At 63.6% G+C, this 22,194-nt stretch carries 23 protein-coding genes; 12 read left to right on the top strand and 11 right to left on the bottom strand.

All coding sequences use genetic code 11. The features are described 5' to 3' along the window. Nucleotides 1-106: 106 nt before the first annotated feature. The gene (locus tag ACYVNQ_RS19190; RefSeq protein ID WP_460904144.1) at nt 107-1,414 is read right to left on the bottom strand and encodes an MFS transporter; all 1,308 of its coding nucleotides are present in this window, start codon (nt 1,412-1,414) and stop codon (nt 107-109) included. A 279-nt stretch (nt 1,415-1,693) separates the two neighbouring features. On the opposite strand from ACYVNQ_RS19190, the gene ACYVNQ_RS19185 reads away from it, so the two are divergent. The 5 genes from ACYVNQ_RS19185 to otnI all read left to right on the top strand — a co-directional run bounded on the left by ACYVNQ_RS19185 (nt 1,694) and on the right by otnI (nt 6,468). Then, the gene (locus tag ACYVNQ_RS19185; RefSeq protein ID WP_460904143.1) at nt 1,694-2,524 is read left to right on the top strand and encodes a FadR/GntR family transcriptional regulator; all 831 of its coding nucleotides are present in this window, start codon (nt 1,694-1,696) and stop codon (nt 2,522-2,524) included. Between the two features lie 141 nt (nt 2,525-2,665). Continuing rightward, nucleotides 2,666-3,646 carry a D-erythronate dehydrogenase gene (gene denD / locus ACYVNQ_RS19180; RefSeq protein WP_460904142.1) on the top strand — a complete coding sequence of 327 codons (981 nt, stop codon included), beginning with the start codon at nt 2,666-2,668 and terminating at the stop codon, nt 3,644-3,646. A 25-nt stretch (nt 3,647-3,671) separates the two neighbouring features. Then, nucleotides 3,672-4,976 carry a 3-oxo-tetronate kinase gene (gene otnK, locus ACYVNQ_RS19175; RefSeq protein WP_460904141.1) on the top strand — a complete coding sequence of 435 codons (1,305 nt, stop codon included), beginning with the start codon at nt 3,672-3,674 and terminating at the stop codon, nt 4,974-4,976. Then, complete coding sequence (gene otnC, locus ACYVNQ_RS19170) at nt 4,973-5,635, top strand: 3-oxo-tetronate 4-phosphate decarboxylase (RefSeq protein WP_460904140.1); 663 nt, start codon at nt 4,973-4,975, stop codon at nt 5,633-5,635. The genes otnK and otnC overlap by 4 nt, the downstream gene beginning before the upstream one ends. Before the next feature lie 53 nt (nt 5,636-5,688). Further along, nucleotides 5,689-6,468, top strand: a complete 780-nt coding sequence (gene otnI / locus ACYVNQ_RS19165; protein WP_460904139.1) for a 2-oxo-tetronate isomerase — start codon at nt 5,689-5,691, stop codon at nt 6,466-6,468. 91 nt (nt 6,469-6,559) lie between these two features. Here otnI and ACYVNQ_RS19160 read toward each other — a convergent pair whose 3' ends face one another. Continuing rightward, nucleotides 6,560-7,360, bottom strand: coding sequence for a class I SAM-dependent methyltransferase (locus tag ACYVNQ_RS19160; protein ID WP_460904138.1), 801 nt, complete (start codon nt 7,358-7,360; stop codon nt 6,560-6,562). Between the two features lie 38 nt (nt 7,361-7,398). Next, nucleotides 7,399-7,647: a hypothetical protein gene (locus tag ACYVNQ_RS19155; protein WP_460904137.1), complete on the bottom strand. Its 249-nt coding sequence runs from the start codon at nt 7,645-7,647 to the stop codon at nt 7,399-7,401. Between ACYVNQ_RS19155 and ACYVNQ_RS19150 the strand changes: the two genes are divergently transcribed. From ACYVNQ_RS19150 to ACYVNQ_RS19140, 3 genes are all read left to right on the top strand, one after another. Further along, nucleotides 7,642-8,997, top strand: coding sequence for an NAD(P)/FAD-dependent oxidoreductase (locus ACYVNQ_RS19150; RefSeq protein ID WP_460904136.1), 1,356 nt, complete (start codon nt 7,642-7,644; stop codon nt 8,995-8,997). The genes ACYVNQ_RS19155 and ACYVNQ_RS19150 overlap by 6 nt on opposite strands. Nucleotides 8,998-9,527: 530 nt before the next feature. Then, nucleotides 9,528-10,796: a PQQ-dependent sugar dehydrogenase gene (locus ACYVNQ_RS19145; RefSeq protein WP_460904135.1), complete on the top strand. Its 1,269-nt coding sequence runs from the start codon at nt 9,528-9,530 to the stop codon at nt 10,794-10,796. A 35-nt stretch (nt 10,797-10,831) separates the two neighbouring features. Further along, nucleotides 10,832-11,119, top strand: a complete 288-nt coding sequence (locus ACYVNQ_RS19140; RefSeq protein WP_460904134.1) for a c-type cytochrome — start codon at nt 10,832-10,834, stop codon at nt 11,117-11,119. A 97-nt stretch (nt 11,120-11,216) separates the two neighbouring features. Here the strand turns inward: ACYVNQ_RS19140 and ACYVNQ_RS19135 are convergent, their stop codons facing one another. Next, nucleotides 11,217-11,936 carry a dienelactone hydrolase family protein gene (locus ACYVNQ_RS19135; RefSeq protein WP_460904133.1) on the bottom strand — a complete coding sequence of 240 codons (720 nt, stop codon included), beginning with the start codon at nt 11,934-11,936 and terminating at the stop codon, nt 11,217-11,219. Nucleotides 11,937-12,183: 247 nt separating this feature from the next. Here ACYVNQ_RS19135 and ACYVNQ_RS19130 point away from each other — a divergent pair, with 247 nt between their 5' ends. The 4 genes from ACYVNQ_RS19130 to ACYVNQ_RS19115 all read left to right on the top strand — a co-directional run bounded on the left by ACYVNQ_RS19130 (nt 12,184) and on the right by ACYVNQ_RS19115 (nt 15,568). Then, nucleotides 12,184-12,975: a COG4705 family protein gene (locus tag ACYVNQ_RS19130; RefSeq protein WP_460904132.1), complete on the top strand. Its 792-nt coding sequence runs from the start codon at nt 12,184-12,186 to the stop codon at nt 12,973-12,975. 130 nt (nt 12,976-13,105) lie between these two features. After that, nucleotides 13,106-13,393 (top strand): DUF4148 domain-containing protein, encoded by a 288-nt coding sequence (locus ACYVNQ_RS19125; RefSeq protein ID WP_460904131.1) that lies wholly within the window; start codon nt 13,106-13,108, stop codon nt 13,391-13,393. Nucleotides 13,394-13,544: 151 nt separating this feature from the next. Continuing rightward, entirely contained in the window at nt 13,545-14,207 is a 663-nt protein-coding gene (locus tag ACYVNQ_RS19120) for a response regulator (protein WP_460904130.1), read from the top strand. Next, nucleotides 14,204-15,568: an ATP-binding protein gene (locus tag ACYVNQ_RS19115; protein ID WP_460904129.1), complete on the top strand. Its 1,365-nt coding sequence runs from the start codon at nt 14,204-14,206 to the stop codon at nt 15,566-15,568. The genes ACYVNQ_RS19120 and ACYVNQ_RS19115 overlap by 4 nt, the downstream gene beginning before the upstream one ends. A gap of 108 nt (nt 15,569-15,676) precedes the next feature. Here ACYVNQ_RS19115 and ACYVNQ_RS19110 read toward each other — a convergent pair whose 3' ends face one another. The 7 genes from ACYVNQ_RS19110 to ACYVNQ_RS19080 form a co-directional block, all read right to left on the bottom strand. Next, nucleotides 15,677-16,702, bottom strand: a complete 1,026-nt coding sequence (locus ACYVNQ_RS19110; RefSeq protein ID WP_460904128.1) for an MBL fold metallo-hydrolase — start codon at nt 16,700-16,702, stop codon at nt 15,677-15,679. A 17-nt stretch (nt 16,703-16,719) separates the two neighbouring features. Further along, a complete protein-coding gene (locus tag ACYVNQ_RS19105) occupies nt 16,720-17,586 on the bottom strand; it encodes a quinoprotein dehydrogenase-associated SoxYZ-like carrier (RefSeq protein ID WP_460904127.1) in 867 nt (288 codons plus the stop codon). Between the two features lie 70 nt (nt 17,587-17,656). Further along, nucleotides 17,657-18,556 (bottom strand): quinoprotein relay system zinc metallohydrolase 2, encoded by a 900-nt coding sequence (locus ACYVNQ_RS19100; RefSeq protein WP_460904126.1) that lies wholly within the window; start codon nt 18,554-18,556, stop codon nt 17,657-17,659. Nucleotides 18,557-18,738: 182 nt separating this feature from the next. Further along, complete coding sequence (locus tag ACYVNQ_RS19095; protein ID WP_460904125.1) at nt 18,739-19,752, bottom strand: LysR family transcriptional regulator; 1,014 nt, start codon at nt 19,750-19,752, stop codon at nt 18,739-18,741. Nucleotides 19,753-19,870: 118 nt separating this feature from the next. Beyond that, nucleotides 19,871-20,671 (bottom strand): hypothetical protein, encoded by an 801-nt coding sequence (locus ACYVNQ_RS19090; RefSeq protein ID WP_460904959.1) that lies wholly within the window; start codon nt 20,669-20,671, stop codon nt 19,871-19,873. Nucleotides 20,672-20,685: 14 nt separating this feature from the next. Then, nucleotides 20,686-21,603 carry a substrate-binding domain-containing protein gene (locus tag ACYVNQ_RS19085; protein WP_460904124.1) on the bottom strand — a complete coding sequence of 306 codons (918 nt, stop codon included), beginning with the start codon at nt 21,601-21,603 and terminating at the stop codon, nt 20,686-20,688. A gap of 120 nt (nt 21,604-21,723) precedes the next feature. Next, nucleotides 21,724-22,137 (bottom strand): c-type cytochrome, encoded by a 414-nt coding sequence (locus tag ACYVNQ_RS19080; protein ID WP_460904123.1) that lies wholly within the window; start codon nt 22,135-22,137, stop codon nt 21,724-21,726. Nucleotides 22,138-22,194: the final 57 nt, after the last annotated feature.

Genomic DNA, 22,194 nt, shown 5'->3' with positions numbered 1-22,194 from the left:
GCAGGGGTGCTTATAGACCTGCTTGAAGACCGCTGCGACCTTTTGACAACGCGCTGCACCGCCGCTTCCCGGCGCAATGCAGCGCGTTTTACACGCTAACCGGCGATCAGCGGTTCACAACTTTAGCTGGCACCCTGAACGTCAATAGCGTGCCGACGAACAGCGCGCCCGCCATCACATACAAACCCAGGTTCGTGCTGTGCGTCGTGTCCTTGATGAAGCCGATCAGATACGGGCTGACGAACCCAGCAAGATTGCCGCACGAGTTGATCAGCGCGATACCGCCCGCCGCCGCCGAGCCGCCGAGGAAAGCGGTCGGCAGGCTCCAGAACATCGGCAGCGTGCTCAGGCCGCCCATCGCTGCGAGCGTAAGGCCGATCATCGCGAGCACCGGCTGGTGACCGAAAGCGGCCGACATAATGAGCCCCACACCGCCAAGCACCGCGGTAAATGCAAGGTGCCAGCGTCGCTCGCGCTTGCGGTCCGCGCTGCGCGACACGAGCAGCATCGTCACAACCGCCGCGCCGTACGGAATGGCCGTGAGCAGGCCGATCGTCAGCGGATCCGTGACGCCTGTCGAAGCGATCAGCGTCGGCAGCCAGAAACCCACCGTATAGAAGCCGCAGATCATGCAGAAATAGATGGCAGTCAGCAGCCACACGCGTCCATTGATGAATACCTCGCGCAGCGAGTGCTCGGCCTTGTGGGCTGAATCTTCATTGATGCGCTGGGTCAGCAGTTCGCGCTCTTCGGTGCTCAGCCACTTCGCCTTGCTGATACCGTCGGTAAGCAGAAAGAACGCCGCAATGCCCGCTGCGATCGAAGGCAGGCCTTCGATGAAAAACAGCCACTGCCAGCCCGAGTGATTCATTGCGCCACTGAACGCATGCAGCACCCAGCCGGACAACGGCCCGCCGATCAGCCCCGAAAGCGGCACGGCCGCGGCAAATGCCGCGAACATCTTGCCGCGCCGGTGCGACGGATACCAGTACGACAAATACAGGATCACGCCTGGATAAAAACCCGCTTCCGCGAGACCCAGCAGAAAGCGCATTACGTAGAACGCGGTCGGCGTGCTGACGAATGCCATGCCCGACGAAATCACGCCCCACGTAATCATGATGCGCGCCATCCACAGCCGCGCACCGACCCGATGCAGGATGATATTGCTCGGAATTTCAACGAGGAAATAGGCGATAAAGAAGATGCCGGCGCCAAGGCCGTACACCGTATCGGAGAAGTGCAGATCGGTCGACATCTGCAGCTTGGCGAAACCGACATTCACGCGGTCCAGATACGCGACCAGATAGCAGAACATCAGGAACGGCACGATCCGCCATGTAACCTTTGCGTATGTGCGCGCTTCGAAAGACTGCGCACCTTGTGTGACTATTTCGACTGCTTCGCTCTGCACCCTGCTGTCTCCTTGCGACGCGCTTTGCGCCTTCCGCTTTGAAGTCCGTTTTGAAGTTCGCTTCGGACTTCGTTTTGAACTTCGAGTTGATCTTGTAGATACCCGCTTTCAGCCCTTGCCCCCAAGGAATCTAAGGGAATGACCCGCTGGCGAAACCCGCAACCAATTTGTATGATAACCATACGTGTTATCTATGCCGCATCGATCATAGGTAGAAAGTGATACCGTGTCAAACGCGCAGCCGTTGCGCGAATCCTCCAACGTCCTACCGATACCGACATGGCCAGTTCGACCTCCTTGCCCCGCTCCGCCGCTTCGTTCGACGCGCCTGTCATCACGAATGTCGGCACGCTCGCCGACCGGGTCACGGCCGTGCTGCTCGACAAGATCAAGGGCGGCGAATTTCCGGCGGGTACTCGGCTGCCCACCGAACAGGTGATTTGCGAGCGCTTCGGCGTAAGCCGCACCGTGGTGCGCGAGGCGATCTCGCGGCTCAAGTCCGACGGGCTGGTCGAAGTGCGTCAGGGCAGCGGCACCGTGGTGCGCGAACCGAACCGCACCACCGCGTTCCGGCTCGACGTCGACCCGCAAGACTCGGTCGATGCGGTGCTGCGCGTCACCGAACTGCGCCGCGGCGTCGAAGCGGAAGCGGCGGCGCTTGCCGCGCAGCGCCGCACGCGCACGCAGCTCGCCGACATCAAGCGCGCGCTCGCGGCGATCGACGCGGCAGCCAAACAGCAACGTGACGGCGTCGATGAAGACCTCGCCTTCCATATGGCCATTTCGCGTGCGACCGGCAACCCGCTGTATCCGTCGCTGATCGAGTTCATCAGCCAGTTCATCCACGCGGCGATCCGCGTGACACGCACCAACGAAGCGCGGCGCGACGATTTCTCGACGCAGGTGCGCAACGAGCACCGCGCCATCTTCGATGCGATCGCCGCGCAAGATGCATCTGCGGCGCGGCAAGCCACGATCACGCATATCGACAATGCGGGCGCACGCATCCAGGAAGCGGATTCGTCGTTCTGGGAAGGCGTCGGCAGCGCCGCGGTACGCCCGCTGATCAACGAAGAAAAGAAGGCCGCCAGACGCGGCTCGCGCAGCTAGAGAAGGCGCTGCGAAGTACCCGCCTGGCCGCGCCGGCCGCTTTTTGAGGTTTGCTTCACCCGCCATCCTAAGATAACATCATCATACAACTTTCGCGGCATCCCACGCCGCGCATCTGGTTCGTCGAGTACGGAGACATCTATGAAAGTGTTGGTAACGGGTGCGGCAGGTTTCCTCGGCCGCCGTCTGATTGGCGCGCTGCTGGCGCGCGGCGAATTGACCGGTCCGGCCGGCACGCCGGTCGCCATCAAGCAGATCGACGCCTTCGACGTCGTGCCGCTCACCGGCATCGACGACCCGCGCGTGCGCCCCGTCACCGGCGACATTACCGATCGCGCGCAGATCGAGCGCCTGATCGACGCCGATACCCACGCGGTGTTTCACCTCGCGGCAATCGTGTCCGGCCAGGCCGAGCAGGAATTCGATCTGGGCATGAGCATCAACTTCGACGCGACGCGCATGCTGCTCGAACGCATTCGCGCGGTCGGCACGCAAGCGCGCTTCGTGATGACGAGCTCGGTCGCGGTATTCGGCGGTGCGCTGCCCGCCACCGTGCCCGACACGCAGGTGTGGGCGCCGCAAAGCTCGTACGGCACGCAAAAAGCGATGGCCGACCTGATGCTCGCCGACTATTCGCGGCGCGGCTATGTCGATGGCCGCAGCCTGCGCATGCCGACCGTCGTCGTGCGTCCGGGCAAACCGAACCGCGCGGCATCGAGCTTCGCAAGCGGCATCATTCGCGAGCCGGTGAACGGTGTCGATGCCGTGTGCCCGGTCACGCCGGAAACCATCTTGTGGCTGATGTCGCCGGACCGCGCGATCGACAACCTGCTGCACGGCTACGAACTGCCGAAAGACAAGCTGGCTAACGGCCGCGTGATCAACATGCCGGGGCTGTCGGTGTCGGTGCAGGACATGCTTGCATCGCTGCGCCGCATTGCCGGCGACGCCGTGGCGAACCGCGTGCGCGTGGAACGCGACCCGGCCATCGAGCGCATCGTCAATTCGTGGCCGGGCAATTTCTCGGCCGATTACGCACGCTCGCTCGGCTTCGTCTTCGACGCGGACTTCGACAGCGTAGTGCGCGCGTTCATCAAGGACAACGCCGCGCAAGCAGCGTAACCGTCACGATTTGCGGAATTCGACCATGACCTCTTCCACTGCCCTGCTCGGCTGCATCGCCGATGACTCCACGGGCGCCACCGATCTCGCGAACATGCTGGTGCGCGGCGGCATGCGCACGGTCCAAACCATCGGCGTGCCCGACGGCCCGCTCGAGACGCCCGCGGAAGCGGTCGTGGTTGCGCTGAAATCGCGCACCGCGCCACGCGAGCAGGCAGTGGCGGAATCGCTTGCCGCGCTCGCATGGCTGCAGAAACTCGGCTGCAAGCAGTTCTATTTCAAGTATTGCTCGACCTTCGATTCGACCGACGAGGGCAACATCGGGCCGGTTGCCGATGCGCTGATGAAGGCGCTGAACGCGCCGTTTGCAATCGCCTGCCCGGCATTCCCGGAAGCCGGGCGCACCGTGTATCGCGGCAGTCTGTTCGTCGGCGATCTGCTGCTGAACGAGTCGGGCATGCAAAACCATCCGCTCACGCCGATGACCGACGCGAACCTGGTGCGCGTGCTGCAACGGCAAACGTCGACCAAGGTCGGGCTGCTGCGCTACGACACCGTGCAGCGCGGCGTGGCTGCATTGGGCGAAGCACGCGCGGCACTGCAGCGCGACGGCGTCGGCCTTGCGATTGCCGATGCGATTTCCGATCAGGACCTGTACACGCTCGGCAGCGCGTGCGCAGACGATCTGCTGCTGACCGGCGGTTCGGGCCTCGCGCTCGGCCTGCCTGGCAATTTCGCCCGCGCGGGGTTGCTGCCGGCGGCGCAGGAAAGCGGCCAGGTGCCGCGTGTCGAAGGGCTGTCCGCGGTGCTGTCGGGCAGCTGCTCGCGCGCGACGCAGGGCCAGGTCGCGCATTGGCGCGACAGCGGTCGCCCGGCGTTCCGCATCGATCCGCTCGCGCTGGCACGCGGCGACAAGGTGGTCGATGAAGCGATGGCGTTCGTCGAACCGCGCCTCGCCGAAGGCCCGGTGCTGGTGTATGCGACCAGTGCGCCGGAAGAAGTGAGCGCAGTGCAAAAGCAGCTCGGCAGCGCGGCTTCCGGTGAACTGGTCGAGCAGGCGCTCGCCGCGATCGCGCAGCGCATGCATGCCGCAGGCGTGCGCCGCTTCGTCGTGGCCGGCGGCGAAACCTCGGGTGCCGTGGTCAATGCGTTGCAGGTCAAGGCGCTGCGCATCGGGCCGCAAATCGATCCGGGCGTGCCGTGCACCGTATCGGTCGGCGCAACACCGCTCGCGCTCGCACTGAAGTCCGGCAACTTCGGCGCGGTCGACTTCTTCAGCAAGGCGCTCGGCATGTTCGAGCAAACCACGACCACCAAGGGCCACGCATGAGCGCGACCGTTGCATCCGCGGCGGCGGCGGAAAGCCGCGCCCGCGAAGAGATCGCGCGTATCGGCGCCGATCTTTATCAGCGCGGCTATACGGTCGGCTCGGCAGGCAACATCAGTGCGCGTCTTGCGGACGGTTGGCTGATTACGCCGACCGATGCATGCCTCGGCCATCTCGACCCGGCGAAGATCGCAAAGGTCGGCAGCAACGGGGAGTGGTTGAGCGGCGACAAGCCGTCGAAAACGCTGGCGCTGCATCGCAGCGTCTACGACACCAACCCGGACATGCACGGCGTCGTGCATACGCACTCGACAAATCTGGTTGCGCTGACGCTATCCGGCGTCTGGCAGCCGAACGACGTGCTGCCGCCGATCACGCCGTACTACGTGATGAAAGTGGGCCACATTCCGCTGATTCCGTATTGCCGGCCAGGCGATGCGAGCGTCGCCGAACGGGTGCGCACGCTTGCCAGCGAAGTACGCGGCGTGCTGCTCGAGCGGCTTGGGCCTGTAGTGTGGGGTGCAAGCGTATCGCAGGCGGCATGGGCGCTCGAAGAGCTGGAAGAAACCGCAAAACTGTGGCTGATGACCGAACCGCGCCCGGCACCGTTGAGCGAAGCGCAGATCGACGAGTTGCGCACGACGTTCGGCGCGCGCTGGTAGTTCATTCACAGTCATTTCAACTCAACGCATCGACCGTATCTAGCGAACCGACCATGCCACGCTTTGCCGCCAACCTGACGATGATGTACCGGGAACACGAATTCCTCGAGCGCTTTGGCGCCGCCGCGGCGGACCGCTTCAAGGCAGTCGAATATCTGTTCCCGTACGACTACCCTGCGGCGCAGCTCGCGGGCTTGCTCAAGCAACACGGCCTCGAACAGGCCTTGTTCAACGCGCCGCCGGGCGACTGGGCAAAAGGTGAACGCGGTATTGCGTCGCTGCCGGGCCGTGAAGACGAGTTCAAGCGCGGCGTGGAAACGGCGCTGCAGTACGCGCACGCGCTCGGCAACCGCAAGATTCATGTGATGGCGGGCCTGCTCGGCGCTAACGAAGATCGCGCGCAGCATCGCGACGTCTATCTGCGCAATCTTGCCTACGCGGCGCAGCAGGCTGCGGCGCACGGCCTGATGATCGTCATCGAGCCGATCAACACGCGCGACATGCCCGGCTATTTTCTGAGCCGCCAGGGCGACGCGCAGCAGATCTGCCGCGAAATCGGCGCAGCAAACCTGAAGGTGCAGTTCGACCTGTACCACTGCCAGATCGTCGAGGGCGATCTCACCATGACGCTCAAGCAGTTGAGCGCCGATATCGGCCACATCCAGGTAGCCGGCGTGCCGGACCGGCATGAACCGGATCTCGGCGAAGTGAACTTCCCGTATCTGTTCGAGCAGATCGATGCACTCGGCTACGACGGCTGGATCGGTTGCGAATACATTCCGAAGGGCGCTACTTCGGCGGGCCTTGGCTGGGCCAAGCCCTGGCTTGGTTAAGCTCGAGCGCGTAACGGCGCACCGATACAAACGTGCAAGCTGCCGCGGCCGGCTATAGCTTTTAACCGGCCGCGACGCGAAGCTACGCGGGTCATTGCGCCCCGCTGCGCCTCGCAATCACCGTATCGAACTTCAGCATGCCCGAGCCATGCGATTGCAGCGACACGAGTTCATAGCCGTGTTTGCCCATCAACGCCAGCAATTCTTCTGGCGTACGCTGCGCAAAACGCAGGATGGTTTCCCGTTTCACGTCGCTAGCGGAATTGCGCATCGTGACGTGCGCCGTATGCCGGCGGTCTTCGTTGAACGTCCATGAATACCGGCAGTGGTAAGTGACGCCATCGTGCGTGTTTACGTAGTCGTGATCCTTCGGGCCTGCCACCACACTCGCCCAGTCGCGCAGATTGAACAACAGATGGCCCCCGGGCCGCAGCACGTGGTTCACACCCGCCAGACATTCGCCGAAGTACGCGTCATAGTCCGACACCGAATCCGGGTAGCTATAGATCGCGTAATTGATCAACACGCAATCGAAGCTGGCCGACCAGGGCTCGATCTGCTTCAGGTCCGCAAATGCGCTCTGCCGGTAGGCATCCGCCGGTATGCCGGCCTTCGCACCGGCGGCCCGGGCGCTGCGCAACATGCTCTCGCTGTAGTCCGCGCCGGATACGCGATACTGCTTGCCGGTCTGCCGCGCCGGCAAGCCGCGATGCAGTGCGATCATGTGGAACCCCATACCGCAGCCGGCATCGAGAATCGAAGCCCGATCCGGCAACGAGTTGACGATCCAGTCCGACATCACCGGGTCGTGGATGTCGCGCGCCAATACCTCTTCGGGTGAGACCATCGACAGATACAGATCGTTGATGTCGCGGTAAGCATCGTCTTTCATGTCTGTTGTGATTGCGTCTTGCTGAATGGAAAAGGCGATTACATTACGAGGCGCGTCAATTTCCCGAAAAAAGAACCGTCGAACCCGTAAAGCTTTTGCCATCGCGCGGCACGGCTCGCTTCGTTGCGGTATAAAACCTGAATCCGCTGCGACCGCTCGTCGCAGCATCGGCTGGCGCGACGAACTGTGACCTGAACCATCACGCCGGACTGTGCATACGGTCCCGCGTCTTGCACGCATAAAATCGCTTCCAGCATGATTACTTTGTCTGGAGAACGAATATGCATCGATTGCTTATCGTCGGCGGAGGTGCCGGAGGTCTGGAACTGGCAACGCGTCTCGGCGATGCATTCGGTGCAAGTAAAACGCGTCAGCGCATGGCCATCACGCTGATCGATCGCAATCCCACCCATATGTGGAAGCCGCTGCTGCACGAAGTGGCGGCCGGCAGCATCGATCCGTTTACGCATCAGCTCGAATATGCGGCTCAAGCGCACTGGCATGGCTTCGAATTCGAACAGGGCGACCTGGTCGGCATCGATCGTATCAACCGGCAAGTGATCGTCGGCGCCCTGTGCGACGAGCACGGCGATCACATCCTGCCGGCGCGCACGCTGCCGTACGACACGCTGGTGCTGGCGGTCGGCAGCACCACGCATTACTTCGACGTCAAAGGCGCAGCCGAGCATTCGCTTGCGCTCGATACCGTGCCGCAAGCGGAGCGCTTCCGGCGCCGGCTGATTGCAGCAGCCATGCGTGCCGGCCACAGCGACCTGCACTGCGGCACGCGCGCGGCGGGCGCACCAGGCGCGCCTGGTACGCACGGTGCACGCAAGCCGCGCGTCAACATCGCGATTGTCGGCGGCGGCGCAACAGGCGTCGAACTGGCTGCCGAACTGCGCAGCGCAACGGACGCCCTCGCCGCGTACGGACTACACAAGCTCGACCCGCTGCGCGACATCCGCATCGTGCTGATCGATTCGGGCCCACGTATCTTGCCCGCGCTGACCGAACGCGTATCGGCCGCTGCGTTGGAGGTCTTGCGCAAACGCGGCATCGACGTGATGGTCGACGAGCGCATCACCGAAGTAACGCGCGATGCGTTGCACACCGAAAATGGCGAGGTCATTCCCGCCGATCTGACCGTATGGGCTGCCGGTATCCGCGCGCCCGCCGTGATGGCGCGGCTTGGCTTGCCGATCAATGCGCTCGGCCAGGTGCTGGTGCGCCCGACGCTGCAAACCGACGACGAAAACATCTTCGCAATCGGCGACTGTGCCGCCTGCCCGCTGCCGAACGGCAGCCGCAACGTGCCGCCGCGCGCCCAGGCCGCACACCAGCAGGCCAGCTTTCTGGTGAAGGCGATGAAGTGCCGGCTGGATGGCGCGACGCTGCCCGCGTTCCACTATCGCGACCTTGGTTCGCTGGTGTCGCTCGGTCATACCAGCGCGGTTGGCAGCCTGATGGGCGGCCTCGCCGGCGACAGCCTGTTTATCGGCGGCATCGTCGCGCGGGTGATGTACAAGTCGCTGTACCGGATGCACGTTGCCGCGCTGCATGGCTGGAAACGGATGGTGCTGAACACCATCGCGCACCGGCTGCGGCGCGCCACCGTGCCGCGCGTCAAACTGCACTGACGCAGCGTTGCCCGCGGTGTTGCCTGCACCGTCGCAGCACCGGCACGCGCGCGCGTAGCCTTCTCAATACATAGCCTCATCAGAGGTTGCGACAGCTCGTTCGATACGGATTCGCTGCGCGCACACCATGCCGGCCGCAACGTGTCGCCGGATGTCGAGCCACATCCAAAACCCGTGCGCAAGCCCCGGGCATTCCTGACGTTGCAATTTCCATTATTTCATTTAGCCTACGCAAAGATGCGCATGAAGTTCATGCCACTGGCCGCGACATCGTCTATAACACTAATGATTTGCGCATATAGAGAACAAGAAATCGTGGAGCGAAGACATGTCCATTGCGCAGCACCTGTTGCAGGGCCAGGCGTTCCTGACGTCACCCCCTCTTTCCGCTTTCCCGCTGTTTACCTCCGCTCATCAAACCCTCGCCTGCCGCCCCCGCGCAGCGCCCGGCATCTGATCTGACCGTACCTGTTGCCGTCCACGCAGTTGCAGTTCCGTCAAGCCAAAGCAAATTCCATGGAGACACCTAGATGAACGCAATGCCCAAGCTTTTGCCGTTCGCCGTCGCCGCTGCGGTTTTCGCTACGTTGCCGTCTGTGCAGGCGGCCGACAACGTCAATACGCTTTCCAACTTCCAGCAGACCGGCAACACCACGCCGCCTGAGCAGGTACAGCAATCTGGCCAGCGTGCCGATGCGCTGCGCGAGAACCTGAAGCAGATCAAGCTGCCGCCGGGCTTCAAGATCGAGTTGTATGCGGTGGTGCCGGATGCGCGTCATATGGCGATCGAGCCGTCCACCGGCGTGGTGTTCGTCGGCACGCGCAAGGCGCGTGTCTGGCAGGTCACCGACCGCACCAAGCGTCGCGTGGCCGACGACGTCGTGTCGTTCGCGAGCTCGGTAACGTTCAAGGTGCCTAACGGCGTGTGCTTCTCGCCTGACGGCGTGCTGTACGTGGTCGAACAGAACCGCGTGCTCGCATTCCCGGCTGCACAATTCTTCGGCGAAGGCGGCCCCGACGTTGCGGCGGCCGTGGTGGTGCCGCAAGGCAAACTGATTCCGACGCAATTCGAAAGCTTCAATCACGGTGCGCGAGTCTGCCGCATCGGACCGGACAAGAAGCTTTATATCGCGCTCGGCCAGCCGTGGAACGTGCCGCCGAAAGACAAGCTGGCCGAGCTCGACAAGAATGGGCTAGCCGGCATCATCCGCATCGATCAGGACGGCAAGAACCGCGAGGTGTATGCGCACGGCGTGCGCAATTCGGTCGGCATGGATTTCAATCCGAAGGACAAGTCGCTGTGGTTCACCGACAACCAGGTGGACGGCATGGGCGACGACACGCCGCCGGGCGAGCTGAACCATGCGACCAAGGCCGGCGAGAACTTCGGCTTTCCGTGGTACGGCGGCGGCCACGTGCGCACCGAGGACTACAAGAACAGCAATCCGCCGGCGGGCGTGGTGTTCCCGCAGGTCGAATACGCTGCGCATGCGGCCGATCTGGGCATGTCGTTCTATACCGGCAAGATGTTCCCCGCAAAGTATCAGGGCGGCGTGTTCGATGCCGAGCACGGTTCGTGGAACCGCACCAAGCCGATCGGCGCACGCATCATGTTCACGCCGGTCAACGACGACGGCAGCGTCGGCACCACCGAGGTATTCGCCGAAGGCTGGCTCACGCCGACCGGCGAATACATGGGCCGCCCGGTCGACGTGCAGCAGTTGCAGGATGGCTCGCTGCTGGTGTCGGACGACTATGCCGGTGCGATCTACCGGATCTCGTACTCGGGGGCGAAATGATGCGTGCGTGGCGTGCTGGGGCAGTGGCTTGCGCGATGTTGACGGCGCTCGCGACATTGCCCGGCACGGCGCACGCCGCGGATATCGCCGCCGGGCGCGCGAAGGCCGTGCAGTGCCAGGCTTGCCATGGGCTCGACGGCATCGCGAAGATTCCTGAAGCGCCGAATCTGGCAGGGCAAAACGAGGACTATCTGGTGAAAGCGCTCAACGACTTCAAAAGCGGCGAGCGCAAGAACGACATGATGTCGCTGATCGTCAAGCCGTTATCGGATACGGACATCGCGAATCTCGCGGCGTTCTACCACAGCCTCGGGCAGAAATAGCGTCACGCCCGATGCACCACGATGGCGCGTTCGCACACGCCTCGTTATGAAAGGCGTACGCCGGTCAGCGGCGTGCGCCTTTTGTTTTGCCACCTGGTTATGCGGTTTTTTGCGCCCACAGCGTGCGGCCGAGGAACGTCAGCGAGCGGTCCCACGATTGTTGCGCCCACACCGGATCGAACTGCGTGCCGGCGATGCGCGTCGTGCCAACCGCCGTTTCGTTCGCAAAAGCATGATGTGCGAGGTAGCGATGGAAGGTGGCATCGACGTTGGCTTCGCGCAGTTTGGCTTCGAGCTTGTCGACGTTTTCGGCCGCGAAGAACGCGTCCTGGGTGCCCCAATGCGCGAGCACCGGCACCTTGATCAACGATGCATCGATATATTCGAGCGGCGGATGGCCGTACCAGATAACGCCGGCCGACAGTTCCGGCGTATGGCATAGCGCGAGCCACGCGAGCGCGCCGCCCATGCAATAACCGATCACGCCGACGCGCTCCGACTGTTGCTTCAGATACTGAACCGCGCCGCGAATGTCCTGCGACGCGGCATCGCCGAAATCGAGGCCGCTCATCAGGTGATGCGCCTCTTCTTCTTCGACCGTCGATTTGCCGCGATACAGGTCGGGCACCAGCGCAACGTAGCCAGCCAGCGCGAGACGATCCGCGACGCCGCGAATCTGGTCGTTCAAACCCCACCATTCCTGCAGCACGACGATCGCCGGTGCGCCCTGCGCTTGCGCGGGCTTCGCGAGATACCCGCTTACTTCTTTGCCGTCCGGACGGCGGTAACTGATCATGGAGCCTGCTGGCGTTTTCATCGGAAAGGTCCTTGGTGACGGGAAACGACGGGAAAGCAGTAGCATAGCGCCCGCCGCGAGCCGATGCAGCCATCTGAACAACGAAAGGCCGCAACACGAAACCGCAACGCAAACAGCAGGCCATTGCGTCGCGCCTTCGAACGTCATCGGGCAAAACTCGCCGGATAAGGAACTCTTAAGCCCGCTCGGTCAGCATCGCGGCTTTGCGAAGGCATGGTGCCCGCAAACCGCCGATGGAGGAATGACCGTGACGCGATCCACTTATGCGCCTTTGCAGCCGCAAAGCGCGCTCAGCAAGGTGCCCGAGGCGACCGCCGTATTCTGGATAGTGAAAATTCTGGCGACCACCGTCGGCGAAACCGGCGGCGACGCGCTTTCGATGACGCTCGGCCTCGGCTATGCCGTCGCAACGCTGGTGTTTCTGGCATTTTTCGCCGTGACACTGACGTTACAGGTGCGCAGCGACCGCTACCAACCGGCGATCTACTGGGCGGTAGTGGTGGCCACCACCACCGTGGGCACGACGATGTCCGACTTTCTGGACCGTACGGTCGCGCTCGGTTACGTGAGTTCCTCCGCGCTGCTGCTGCTCGCCGTGTTGCTGGTGCTCGCGAGCTGGTATGCAGTAACGGGCCGCATCGAATATCAGCACATCGTGCGCTCGCGCGACGAAGTGTTCTACTGGCTTACGATTGTCGTGTCGAACACCCTGGGCACCGCGCTCGGCGACTTTGCCGCGTCCAGCGCAGGCCTCGGCTTCGAGCGCGGCGCGCTGGTTTTCGCCGCGCTGCTTGCGGTCGTGGCACTGGCGTGGCGTGTGACGCGGCGTGTTCCGGCGAGCGTGCTGTTCTGGGCCGCGTACGTGCTGACCCGTCCGCTCGGCGCAACCTTGGGCGATACGCTGACCAAACCGTACGCGGAAGGCGGTCTCGCACTCGCGCGCATTCCCGCGTCGCTGACGATACTCGCTGTGCTCGCCGCGGTGGTTGCGCTGCAATGGCGGCATGCACGCGGCACGCGTCATGCATCTGCAAGTTAGCCGCCGACCTGACCATCAAACGATCTGACGCGCATTTTCTGCAGATGGTTAAGGGATTTATAAGGCGGTAGACCTAATCTTATGTAAGCGGGCGCCGTTCGATTGCCCGCCAACTCAAGGAGAGCAGCAGATGAAATCATTGTTACCCGCAATCCTGTCGGCATCGCTTTTGCTCGTTCCGGCCCTGTCGTTTGCGCAAACCAGTAACGGCGCAATGCCTGGCGCGCCTTCCGGCATGCAGAGTTACAACGGCCAGGACAGCACCACGCAGCCAAACAGTGCGCAACGGCCTGCCGACGTATCGTATTCGGCCCCGCGCGGAACCTCTGAATACGGCATGGGCACGCAAGGAAGCTGGCAGTCCGGCAGCAAAGGCATGTCACACACGTTGACCGAACCGGTGTTCGGCCATCACTGATCGATCTGCCGCCAGCGCGCCGCAATCGATGAACCTCCAGTCGATGAACCGCAGCGCCGCCGTGCCTGAGGGTGCGCAGGCGGCGCCGCGGTAACATTGACGGTCGCGCCGAATGGCAGGCCACTTATACCGAATCACCACGGAGCAACGCATGCGTCTATTGCTGGTCGAAGACGACGAAATGATCGGCGAGACCGTAGTCGAGGCGATGCGCCGCGCCGGCTACGCTACCGACTGGGCGCGCGACGGCCGAGCCGCGGTGTTATCGCTCGGCAACGGCGTATACGACCTGGTGCTGCTCGATCTGAGCTTGCCGAAGGCCGACGGCATCGACGTACTGAAAACGTGGCGCAACGCAGGCGGCGATGCGCCCGTCATCATCCTCACCGCGCGCGACGCGATCGAAGACCGCGTGCGCGGCCTCGACGCCGGTGCGGACGACTATCTGGTCAAGCCGTTCGATCTCGACGAACTGGCCGCGCGGGTACGTGCGCTGTCGCGGCGTCGCGCTGGCCGCACGCAGCCGGTCTTCACGCACGGCGAACTGAAACTCGATCCGGCCGCACATGAGGTAACGATGAACGGTACGCCGGTCGCGCTGATTCCGCGCGAATTCGCGCTGCTGCATGCGCTGATCGAAACGCCGACGCGCGTCTTCACGCGCGCGGAACTCGAAGAAAAGCTGTACGGCTGGGGCGAAGAAGTAGGCAGCAATACGATCGAAGTACATGTGCACAGCGTGCGTCGCAAGCTCGGTGCGGACCAGATCGTGACGGTGCGCGGCGTCGGCTATCGGCTCAAGAGACACGAATGACGTCGATCCGGCGACGCCTGCTGGGTTGGCTGATCTGCGGCTTCGGTGCGGCTTCCGCGGCGGCCGCGTATGGCATTTTTCACACTGCGCGGCTCGAGGCCGGCGAACTGTTCGACTACGAACTGCGCACCGTGGCGCTGTCGATGCCGGCCAACTTGCAGGCTGCCGGGCAGCATCCGGACGACATGCTCGGCAGCATTGCCGACGACCGCATCAATATCGAGGTATGGGACCACACGGGCCAACTCGTCTATCACTCGCCGCACGCGCCGCTGCTGCAGCGGCACGGCGAAGGTCTGCACACTGCCGAATACGACGAAGTGCATTGGCGGGTGTTCGGCGTGCAGCAGTCGTCGCGTTACGTGCAGGTTGCACAACCGCTCGTGGTTCGTAACGATCTGGCCGCGAAGCTCGCATTGCATACGTTATGGCCGCTGTTGCTGATGGTGCCGGGCGCGATCGTGCTGGTGCTGCTGGTGGTTGGGCGCGGTCTCGCGCCGATCCGGGGACTGTCGGATTCGCTGGCCAGCCGTTCGCTCGACGCGCTCGAGCCGCTGCCGATCGATGCGCACACACCGATCGAAGTACGGCCGCTGGTGCTTGCATTGAACGACCTGCTGGAACGGCTGCACACTGCGTCGCAAACGCAGCGCATGTTCGTGTCGGATGCCGCGCATGAACTGCGCTCGCCGCTTGCCGCGTTGCAGTTGCAATTGCAGGCGGCCGCGCGCGACGGCACGCTGACCGGTTCGGAGCAAACGCTCGATCGCGTGCAGGAGCGCCTGAAGCGGCTGATTCACCTGGTGCAGCAACTGCTGACGCTGGCGCGCGAAGACGCGGCCGCCGCAACGCCGCGTGCGAGCGTGAGCGTGCGGCGTGTGGGCGAACAGGTGGTCGGCGAATTGTCGCTGCTGGCCGAGGCGAAACGCGTCGACCTCGGGCTCGAAGCGAGCGCGCCGGCCGGCACAGACGATGCGTTCATTGCGTTGACCGAATCTCACGCGTTAGTGCTGCTGCTGTCCAATCTGGTCGACAACGCAATACGCTATACGTCTGCAGGCGGCACGGTCGACGTCGTGCTCGCGCGCGACGCGGGCACGATCCGCATCGAAGTGCGCGACACCGGCCCAGGCATTCCCGACGACGAACTGGAGCGCGTGTTCGATCGCTTCTACCGCGGTGCCGACGCGCAGGCACAGGGCAGCGGGCTTGGGCTCGCGATTGCCGCGCGCATCGCGAACCGGTTAGGCCTCGCGTTGACGCTGCATAACCGCAGCGATGGGCACGGGTTGTGTGCTCGCATCGACGGTTTGCAGCCGGTGATGGAAGCAGAGAACGTAACGCGTGCTGCTGCCGGATGAGGCGGCGGTCTTTCGCAGCCGCCGCATGTGGACGAGCAAAACGCTGCGGCCGGTTGCAACTGCAACGATCGGGGCTTCACATGCCGTGCGATGCGAGTACGCGTGCCGTTACTGCTGTTTTTGCTTCTCCATCTGCAGATACAGATGCTCGACGTTTTGCGGCTGCGCGGTGCGATAGAGCTTGTCGTGGCTGAATGCAGGCACTTGTACGCGATGCATCGCTTCGGTCAGCCCAACGCCTGCGTCGAATGCGCGACGCACGCCGGCTTCGAGCTCCCGTAGATAAGTCGCCAGATGCTCGAGGTCGCCACGCTTCGCGAGGCGGCCGAAGGCCGGCACCATCACCGGAACATCGAGCGCTTTCAGCTTGTCGAGTGCCGCGAGCCAGCCCGGTATCTGCTCGTTGCGCAGTTCGGGCACGCGACCGACGCTGACGAGGCCGCCCACGAATAGCGCCCCTGTCGCGACGTCACGCACGACGAGGTCGCCGGGCGTGCTGGCCGGCCCGAAATACAGCAACTCCAACGCGCGGCCGCCGCTGTCGAGTTGCGTGGTGCCTTCGACGGTGCGATCCGGCACGGTCACGCGCGAGCCGGCCATTTCATCGTCGCCGAGCGTGCGGATCAGGTTCTTCAGGCAAATCGCGCAGCGCTCGCGAATCAGTTCCGCGGCGCGCTGCTGCGCGAGAATCGGCACGCCACGGTCGCGGTAAGCTGCCGCGCCGAATACGAACTCCGGCCCCTGGTGCGTGATGATCACCAGTTGCACCGGTAGCGGTGTCACCTTGCGGATCGCATCGAGCATCGCACGGCCATAGCGGTACGACGAGCCGGTATCGACCACCGTCACGCCGCTGGTGCCGACGATGAAGCCGTTGTTGGCGACGATGCCGCGATTAGCCGGCGCGACTGCGTCGCCGTCGCCGAACATCACGTAGACGCCGGGCGCCACCTGCACCGGTGCCGGCGCGCGCAGCGGATCGTTGCTTAAGGCAACCGCGGCAGATGCAGCAGACGCAGATGCAGTTGGCGAGGCCGGCCCTGCCGCTGAAGCCGGCACGACCAGACTCGCCCACACAACGCCCGCCAGCAACAATGCAGGCAGCGCAGGCCTCCAGCGCCAGCGGACACCCACGTTTGCCACCCGCTGCCTCACAGCTTCGATGCCGCGCTTTGCTGCGCGCTCGCTTGCGAATTGACCGCGACAGCGGCATCGAACTCCTTGCTCTTCGTATCCTCGACGCGCGCCTTCAGCTCTCCGCTGCCACTCGGCACGAACCAGAAGCGGAAATTCGGATTCTCGCTGATCGAGAAATTGACGTCGGCCACCATCACTGGCTTGTCCGCATAGCTGACCGTCACCTTGCGCACGAAATAGGCGGTCGCATAGTTGCGTGTCACCTGGTTCATCGCCATACCGGTTCGGTTCGGATGTCTGACCATCAACTGTGCGAGCTGCGGCTTGCCGGGCACCGTCTGGCCTTGCAACGTGAGGCGCACGAGGCCAGCGCCCGCTTCCGCGGCTGCGTCGTCCTTGCCCGCGGGAGCCGAACAGCCGCCCGAGGCCTTCACGAAACGCACCGAGCTGTACAGGCGTCCATCATTGGTTTCCGCGATCGCGCGCATAAACGTGTAGTCCTCCACGCGCACCCGCGTTTCGATCGTCGCGAAACCCGATTCAGGTGCGAACGAAAAAGAACCGGCATACGGCTCCGGGTTCTCATCGATGAACAGGTAGATCTTCTTGATGTAACGCGTGGGCGTTTGCGCAAACTGCGCGGCAATCGCAATCGGCACCACCGCACCGTCTGCCGCGCGTGCGGGCGCATCGAGCTTGATCACCGCATCGCCGTGCGGATCGACCGCGCGACCCTTGAACATGCCGCTCTTGAAGTCGAGCCAGCGCGCCGGTGTTTCGGGGTTGTCTTCCGCATGTTCGTCGGCGCGCGCGAGTTGCGTCGCGAACATCGTGGCCAGCGTCAGCAACGCTGCACAGGTGCTTCTTGCGATCGTGTTCATGTGTCCCTCCGTCCCTCTGCAGTGGCGCCGCCTGGTGTGCGCGGCTGACATCGCCGCGCTTGCAGCACATTCACTGTTCCCACTCGAGCTCCGCATACGCGGCGGTCACGTTGCGGCGGTGATAGATGTCGTAGAGGCGCCATTTTTTACGCTCGCCAAGACCTATCGTGTCCACCGCCCGCTGCATCGTCTGGCCCTGTTTGAGCGCGGCGCGCACATCGCGTACGAGGTTTGCCAGATACTGCTCCTCGGCGGCCAGTGCCGGACGCCACGGCTGGTCGAGCGCCCCATGCCCCGGCACCATGCGCTGCGGATTCAGCGCGCGCAGCGCCGCGATGTCGTCGAGCCAGCCGAGCACGCTGCCGTCGATCACCGGAATACAGCCGACAAACAGCAGATCGCCCGTCCACAGCATGCCGCTAGCTTCATCGTAGACGGTTAGATCGTTGTTAGTATGGGCCGTTTTCCACGTTTGCAGGCGCAGCATCCGGTGGCCGATATCGAGTGTCTCGCTGCCGGACACGCTGTGCGTGGGTGAAACGATGATGCTGCCTTGCGCAAGCGGGCCCAGCTCGCGTTTCAGCACGCGCAGGTAGCTTTCCGCGTGAGACGCTTCGGCTTCGCCGAGCGTCGCGCTGCCGACGAACTGCGGATGATCCGCCGTAAATGCTGCATTGCCGAAGATGTGGTCGGGATGCATATGCGTGTTGATCACGTAACACACCGGCAATGGCGTCACCTTGCGGATCGCGGCACGCAGCGCACGCCCTTCGGCCAGCGTGCCGCCGGTATCGATCACCGCGACGCAGCGCGTGCCGACGATAAAGCCGATGTTCGCAATATCGCCGCGGTTCGCGCGTGTCGCGACGTTATCGTCGCCACGGTGCACGTATGCGCCGGCGGCGAGCCGGATCATCGGCAATGGCGTGACTGGAGGCAGCGCCACCTGCGATGCGTCGCGCTGTTGCATCGATGCAGGTTGCTGCGCCGTATCGCCGCGATTATCTGCAACTGCCTGTAACACCGGTGCCGCGCTTGTCACATCGGCCGAAGCCTGCACGTTCGCGACATGCGCGCATAACTGCAGAGCGAGCAACCCCGTACCGACGCAACGGCAAAAGACCCATGCAACGCCGCGCCGCCCGCCCTTCGTCACGGAGCCGCAGCCAGATCCGGCACGCCGGCATCGCCACGCCTGTCGCTCGCGCCGCGCCGCGCACTGCTACGCGCAGCCGCGATAAAAGGCGCGTACTCCCGCTCCAGAAACGGCTCCGCATGTTCGAGCATGAAGCGCCGGAATGCCACGCAGGTCGGCGACAGCTGTTTCGACGTCAGATGCACGATTTGCCAGGTGCGCTCGATCGGCGTGCTGTTTACGTCGAGCAGCGCGATTTCGCCGGCGCGCAATTCGAGCGCAAGCGTATGCAGCGACAACAGGCTTACGCCCATACCCGCCATCACCGCCTGCTTGATCGTTTCGTTGCTGCCCAGCGTCACGCAGCGCGCGGGCGTGAACAGATGCTGTCTGAACATATGCTCGACCACCGCGCGCGTGCCCGATCCCGGCTCGCGCAGCAGGAATGTGTCGCCGGCCAGCTCCTGCAGGTCGAAGCCTCGCGCGCCGCACAACGGATGCGTCAGCGGCGCGACGATCACATGCGGATGCCGTGCAAGCGGTTCGGTCGTGGTGCCCAGTTCCGGCGGCGGGCGGCCCATGATGGCAAGATCCGTCGCGTTGTCCTGCAGCAGACGCAGCAGCGTCTCGCGGTTGCCGACCGAGAAACGCACGTCCACCTTGGGAAACTGCTGTGAATATTGCGCGAGCAGTTTCGGCGCGAAATAGGTTGCCGAACTGACGATGCTCACCGCGATCGTGCCGCTATCGGCCTGCGCAAGCGAGGTCATCGTGTCCTCGATATCCTTGATCTCGCCGATGATGCGGCTGGCATGATGCGACAGCCGTTCGCCCGCCTCGGTCAGCGTCAGCCGCCGCGCGATGCGCTCGAACAGCGGCAGGCCCACTGCTTCTTCGAGCTGGCGGATCTGCATCGACACCGCGGGCTGCGACAGATGCAACTCTTCCGCCGCGCGCGCGAAGCTCGGCAGGCGGCTCGCGATCACGAAAATCTGCAATTGCCGCAGCGTCAGCGAGCGGATCAGGTTCACGGCGCGTTCCGCGACCACGCGGTCCACAACCGCTCACTGCGCAGCGGCACCGCTAACGCCGTCGCCGCTCGCCGCGGCGCAGCGATCATATGGCCGGCGAGCGCGGGTGCCATCGCGTTCAGCGGCTCGCCCGCGGCCCGTTCGGGGGTGGCGGTGCCGGTGTGCCCTGCGGCGACGGCAGCTTGTGCACGGCCGCCTGGAAGCTGAGCGTCTCGGCTATGCGCGGATGCGCGAAATCGTTGTTGTCGCCGGGCACCTCGGTATGGATTTGCGACACCCCGCCGGGCACCTCGTCGGCGAACAGAAACGTATAGCGCTTGGCGACATATTGCGGAAAACGCTGCGCATTCGGGTCGCCCAGATACGGCTGGATCTCGACCTTGCGCGCCTTCACCTGCTTGCCGTTCACATTGGCGTTCACCTGCACGATCGGCGGATTGGCGGCCAGTGCGATGCGCACGCGCTTCTGGAAATAGCGGCGCTGCCCGCCGGTCAGTTGTTCCATCTCCGCGATGTCGTGCTCGAGAAAATACAGCACCACCGGATTGCACGGCAGATCGCCGGCCGGCACCGGCACCTCGCCCGTGTGATCACTGACACTCGCATTGTGGCTCGCGTTGTTTGCGCTCGGTACCAGCACGCGCACCGTATCGTTGACTTTCTCGGGCGGCCCCGACGCGATCAGCGAGTAATCGAGTTCGGTTTGCGCCGCGACGCCTTGCAGATGCGGCGTCATGAACAGTAGCCGCTCGGCCGGCGCAATCGGCGCCGCGGCCGGTTCGCTGGCAGGGGCGGCGGCGCGCACGATCGACGGCGCGGTCCATAACGCAGTGGCGACAAGGCACGCGGCCGTGCTTGCCAGGATGCCAGCGCGAATCCCGGCACCAACTTCGCCACTCACGCCGGCACGCGCATTCATTGCAATCATGCGGCTCATTGCGGTGCGGTCGAGGCAACCGGTGCGCTCGCAATCGGCAGCAGCGGCACCTGATAGCTGGTCAGGATCGAATCGATCTTGTCCTGATGCGTGGCGATCCATTGATCGACCTTGTCGTGCCAGGGCTTTTCGCCATAGCGCGTGCCCATCGCGATCTCATAGTCGAAGCGGATACCCGGCTGAGGCGCGAACGGCACGACCTTCACGTCGTCGCCGGCGAGCTTCGCGTAGTAGCCCGCAATCGGGCCCCACACGAACACCATGTCGACGTTGCCCTGCTTCAGGTCGTGCTGGATCATCTCGCCGGGGAACGCCTGCGGGTCGCCGCTCTGCGCGGAATACGACACCGCCTGCTCGATCAGGTTGTTGTTGAGCAGCCAGTCCACCGCCGGCGTTTGCGCGAAAATGCCGAGCTTGAGCTTCTTCAGCTGATCGGGCGGCAGCTTCAGCAAATCGGCCGGCACATTGATGCCGGCAAACTCCGGCTTCTTGACGAACACCATCGCGTAGGTCGAATGCAGATACGAACGCGTGGTCGACGTCATGTCGTAGCCGTGCGGCACGCCGATGATCAGATCGCACTTGTAACGATCGGTATTCGGTTCCTTTTCGCGCAACGTATGTCGCACGAAGCCCATGCGCTGCGGAAAATACGTGTACTCGACCTTGTAGCCGAAATCGCTCGCCATCGCGGCGGCGATCTTGTTTTCGTAGCCTTCACCCTTGTCGTTCGACAACGGCATGTTGTTCGGGTCGGCGCACACGCGCAGTATCTTGTCAGCACCGTCATTATTCGGTAGCGCAGGTGCGGCGGCATTCTGCTGCGCCTGCACGGCATACGCTGCGCCGCCAAGGGCGACGCACGCGAGCGCGGCGCGGACAATCGGGGCGATGCGGGTTGTGCGAGCAAACATGGCTATCTCCGGGAACAGGAAACGGTTGCGGCCGTTCAGCACGGCGCGGCACACCGGTCAAACGAGTTGACGTCACTCACAGCGCAACCCGCGGCGCGAGCGGCCGCGCGGCGCCTCGCGTCATTTCGCATCCATCGACTGCAGATCGCCCGGATTGATCTTGCCGTCGGAACGCCCTTTCAGGTACGCAAACAGGTTTTCCCAATTCTTCTGCATCATCGTGCTCGTACTGAAGTCGGGCATACCCTTGTCGATGCGCCCGCCAAATACGGTGCGATGAAATTCGTTCTTGTCGAGCGTCTTGAATGCGTCGATCAGCGACGGACCGACCAGGCCTTCCTGCTTCGCGCCGTGACAACGTTCGCACGCCAGCGCACGCCACGTTTTCCATCCGAGATACGTATCGGGGTCGACCTTGTTGCCGTCCACGACCTTGTAAGCAACGGGTTTCATCTGCGCGGTATTGGTCTGTCCATAGGCGACCGGCCACGCCAGCAAAGCAATTGCAAACGACAACACCAAACGGCCTTTCATGCGTTCGTCTCCCATCCACTTTCGATGCGCGCTTGAGTGGCGCGCTGAGGTTTCCAT

Source organism: Paraburkholderia jirisanensis, assembly GCF_054782355.1.
The sequence above is the reverse complement of the archived record's forward strand: the minus strand, read 5'-3'. Positions and strand labels throughout refer to the sequence as shown.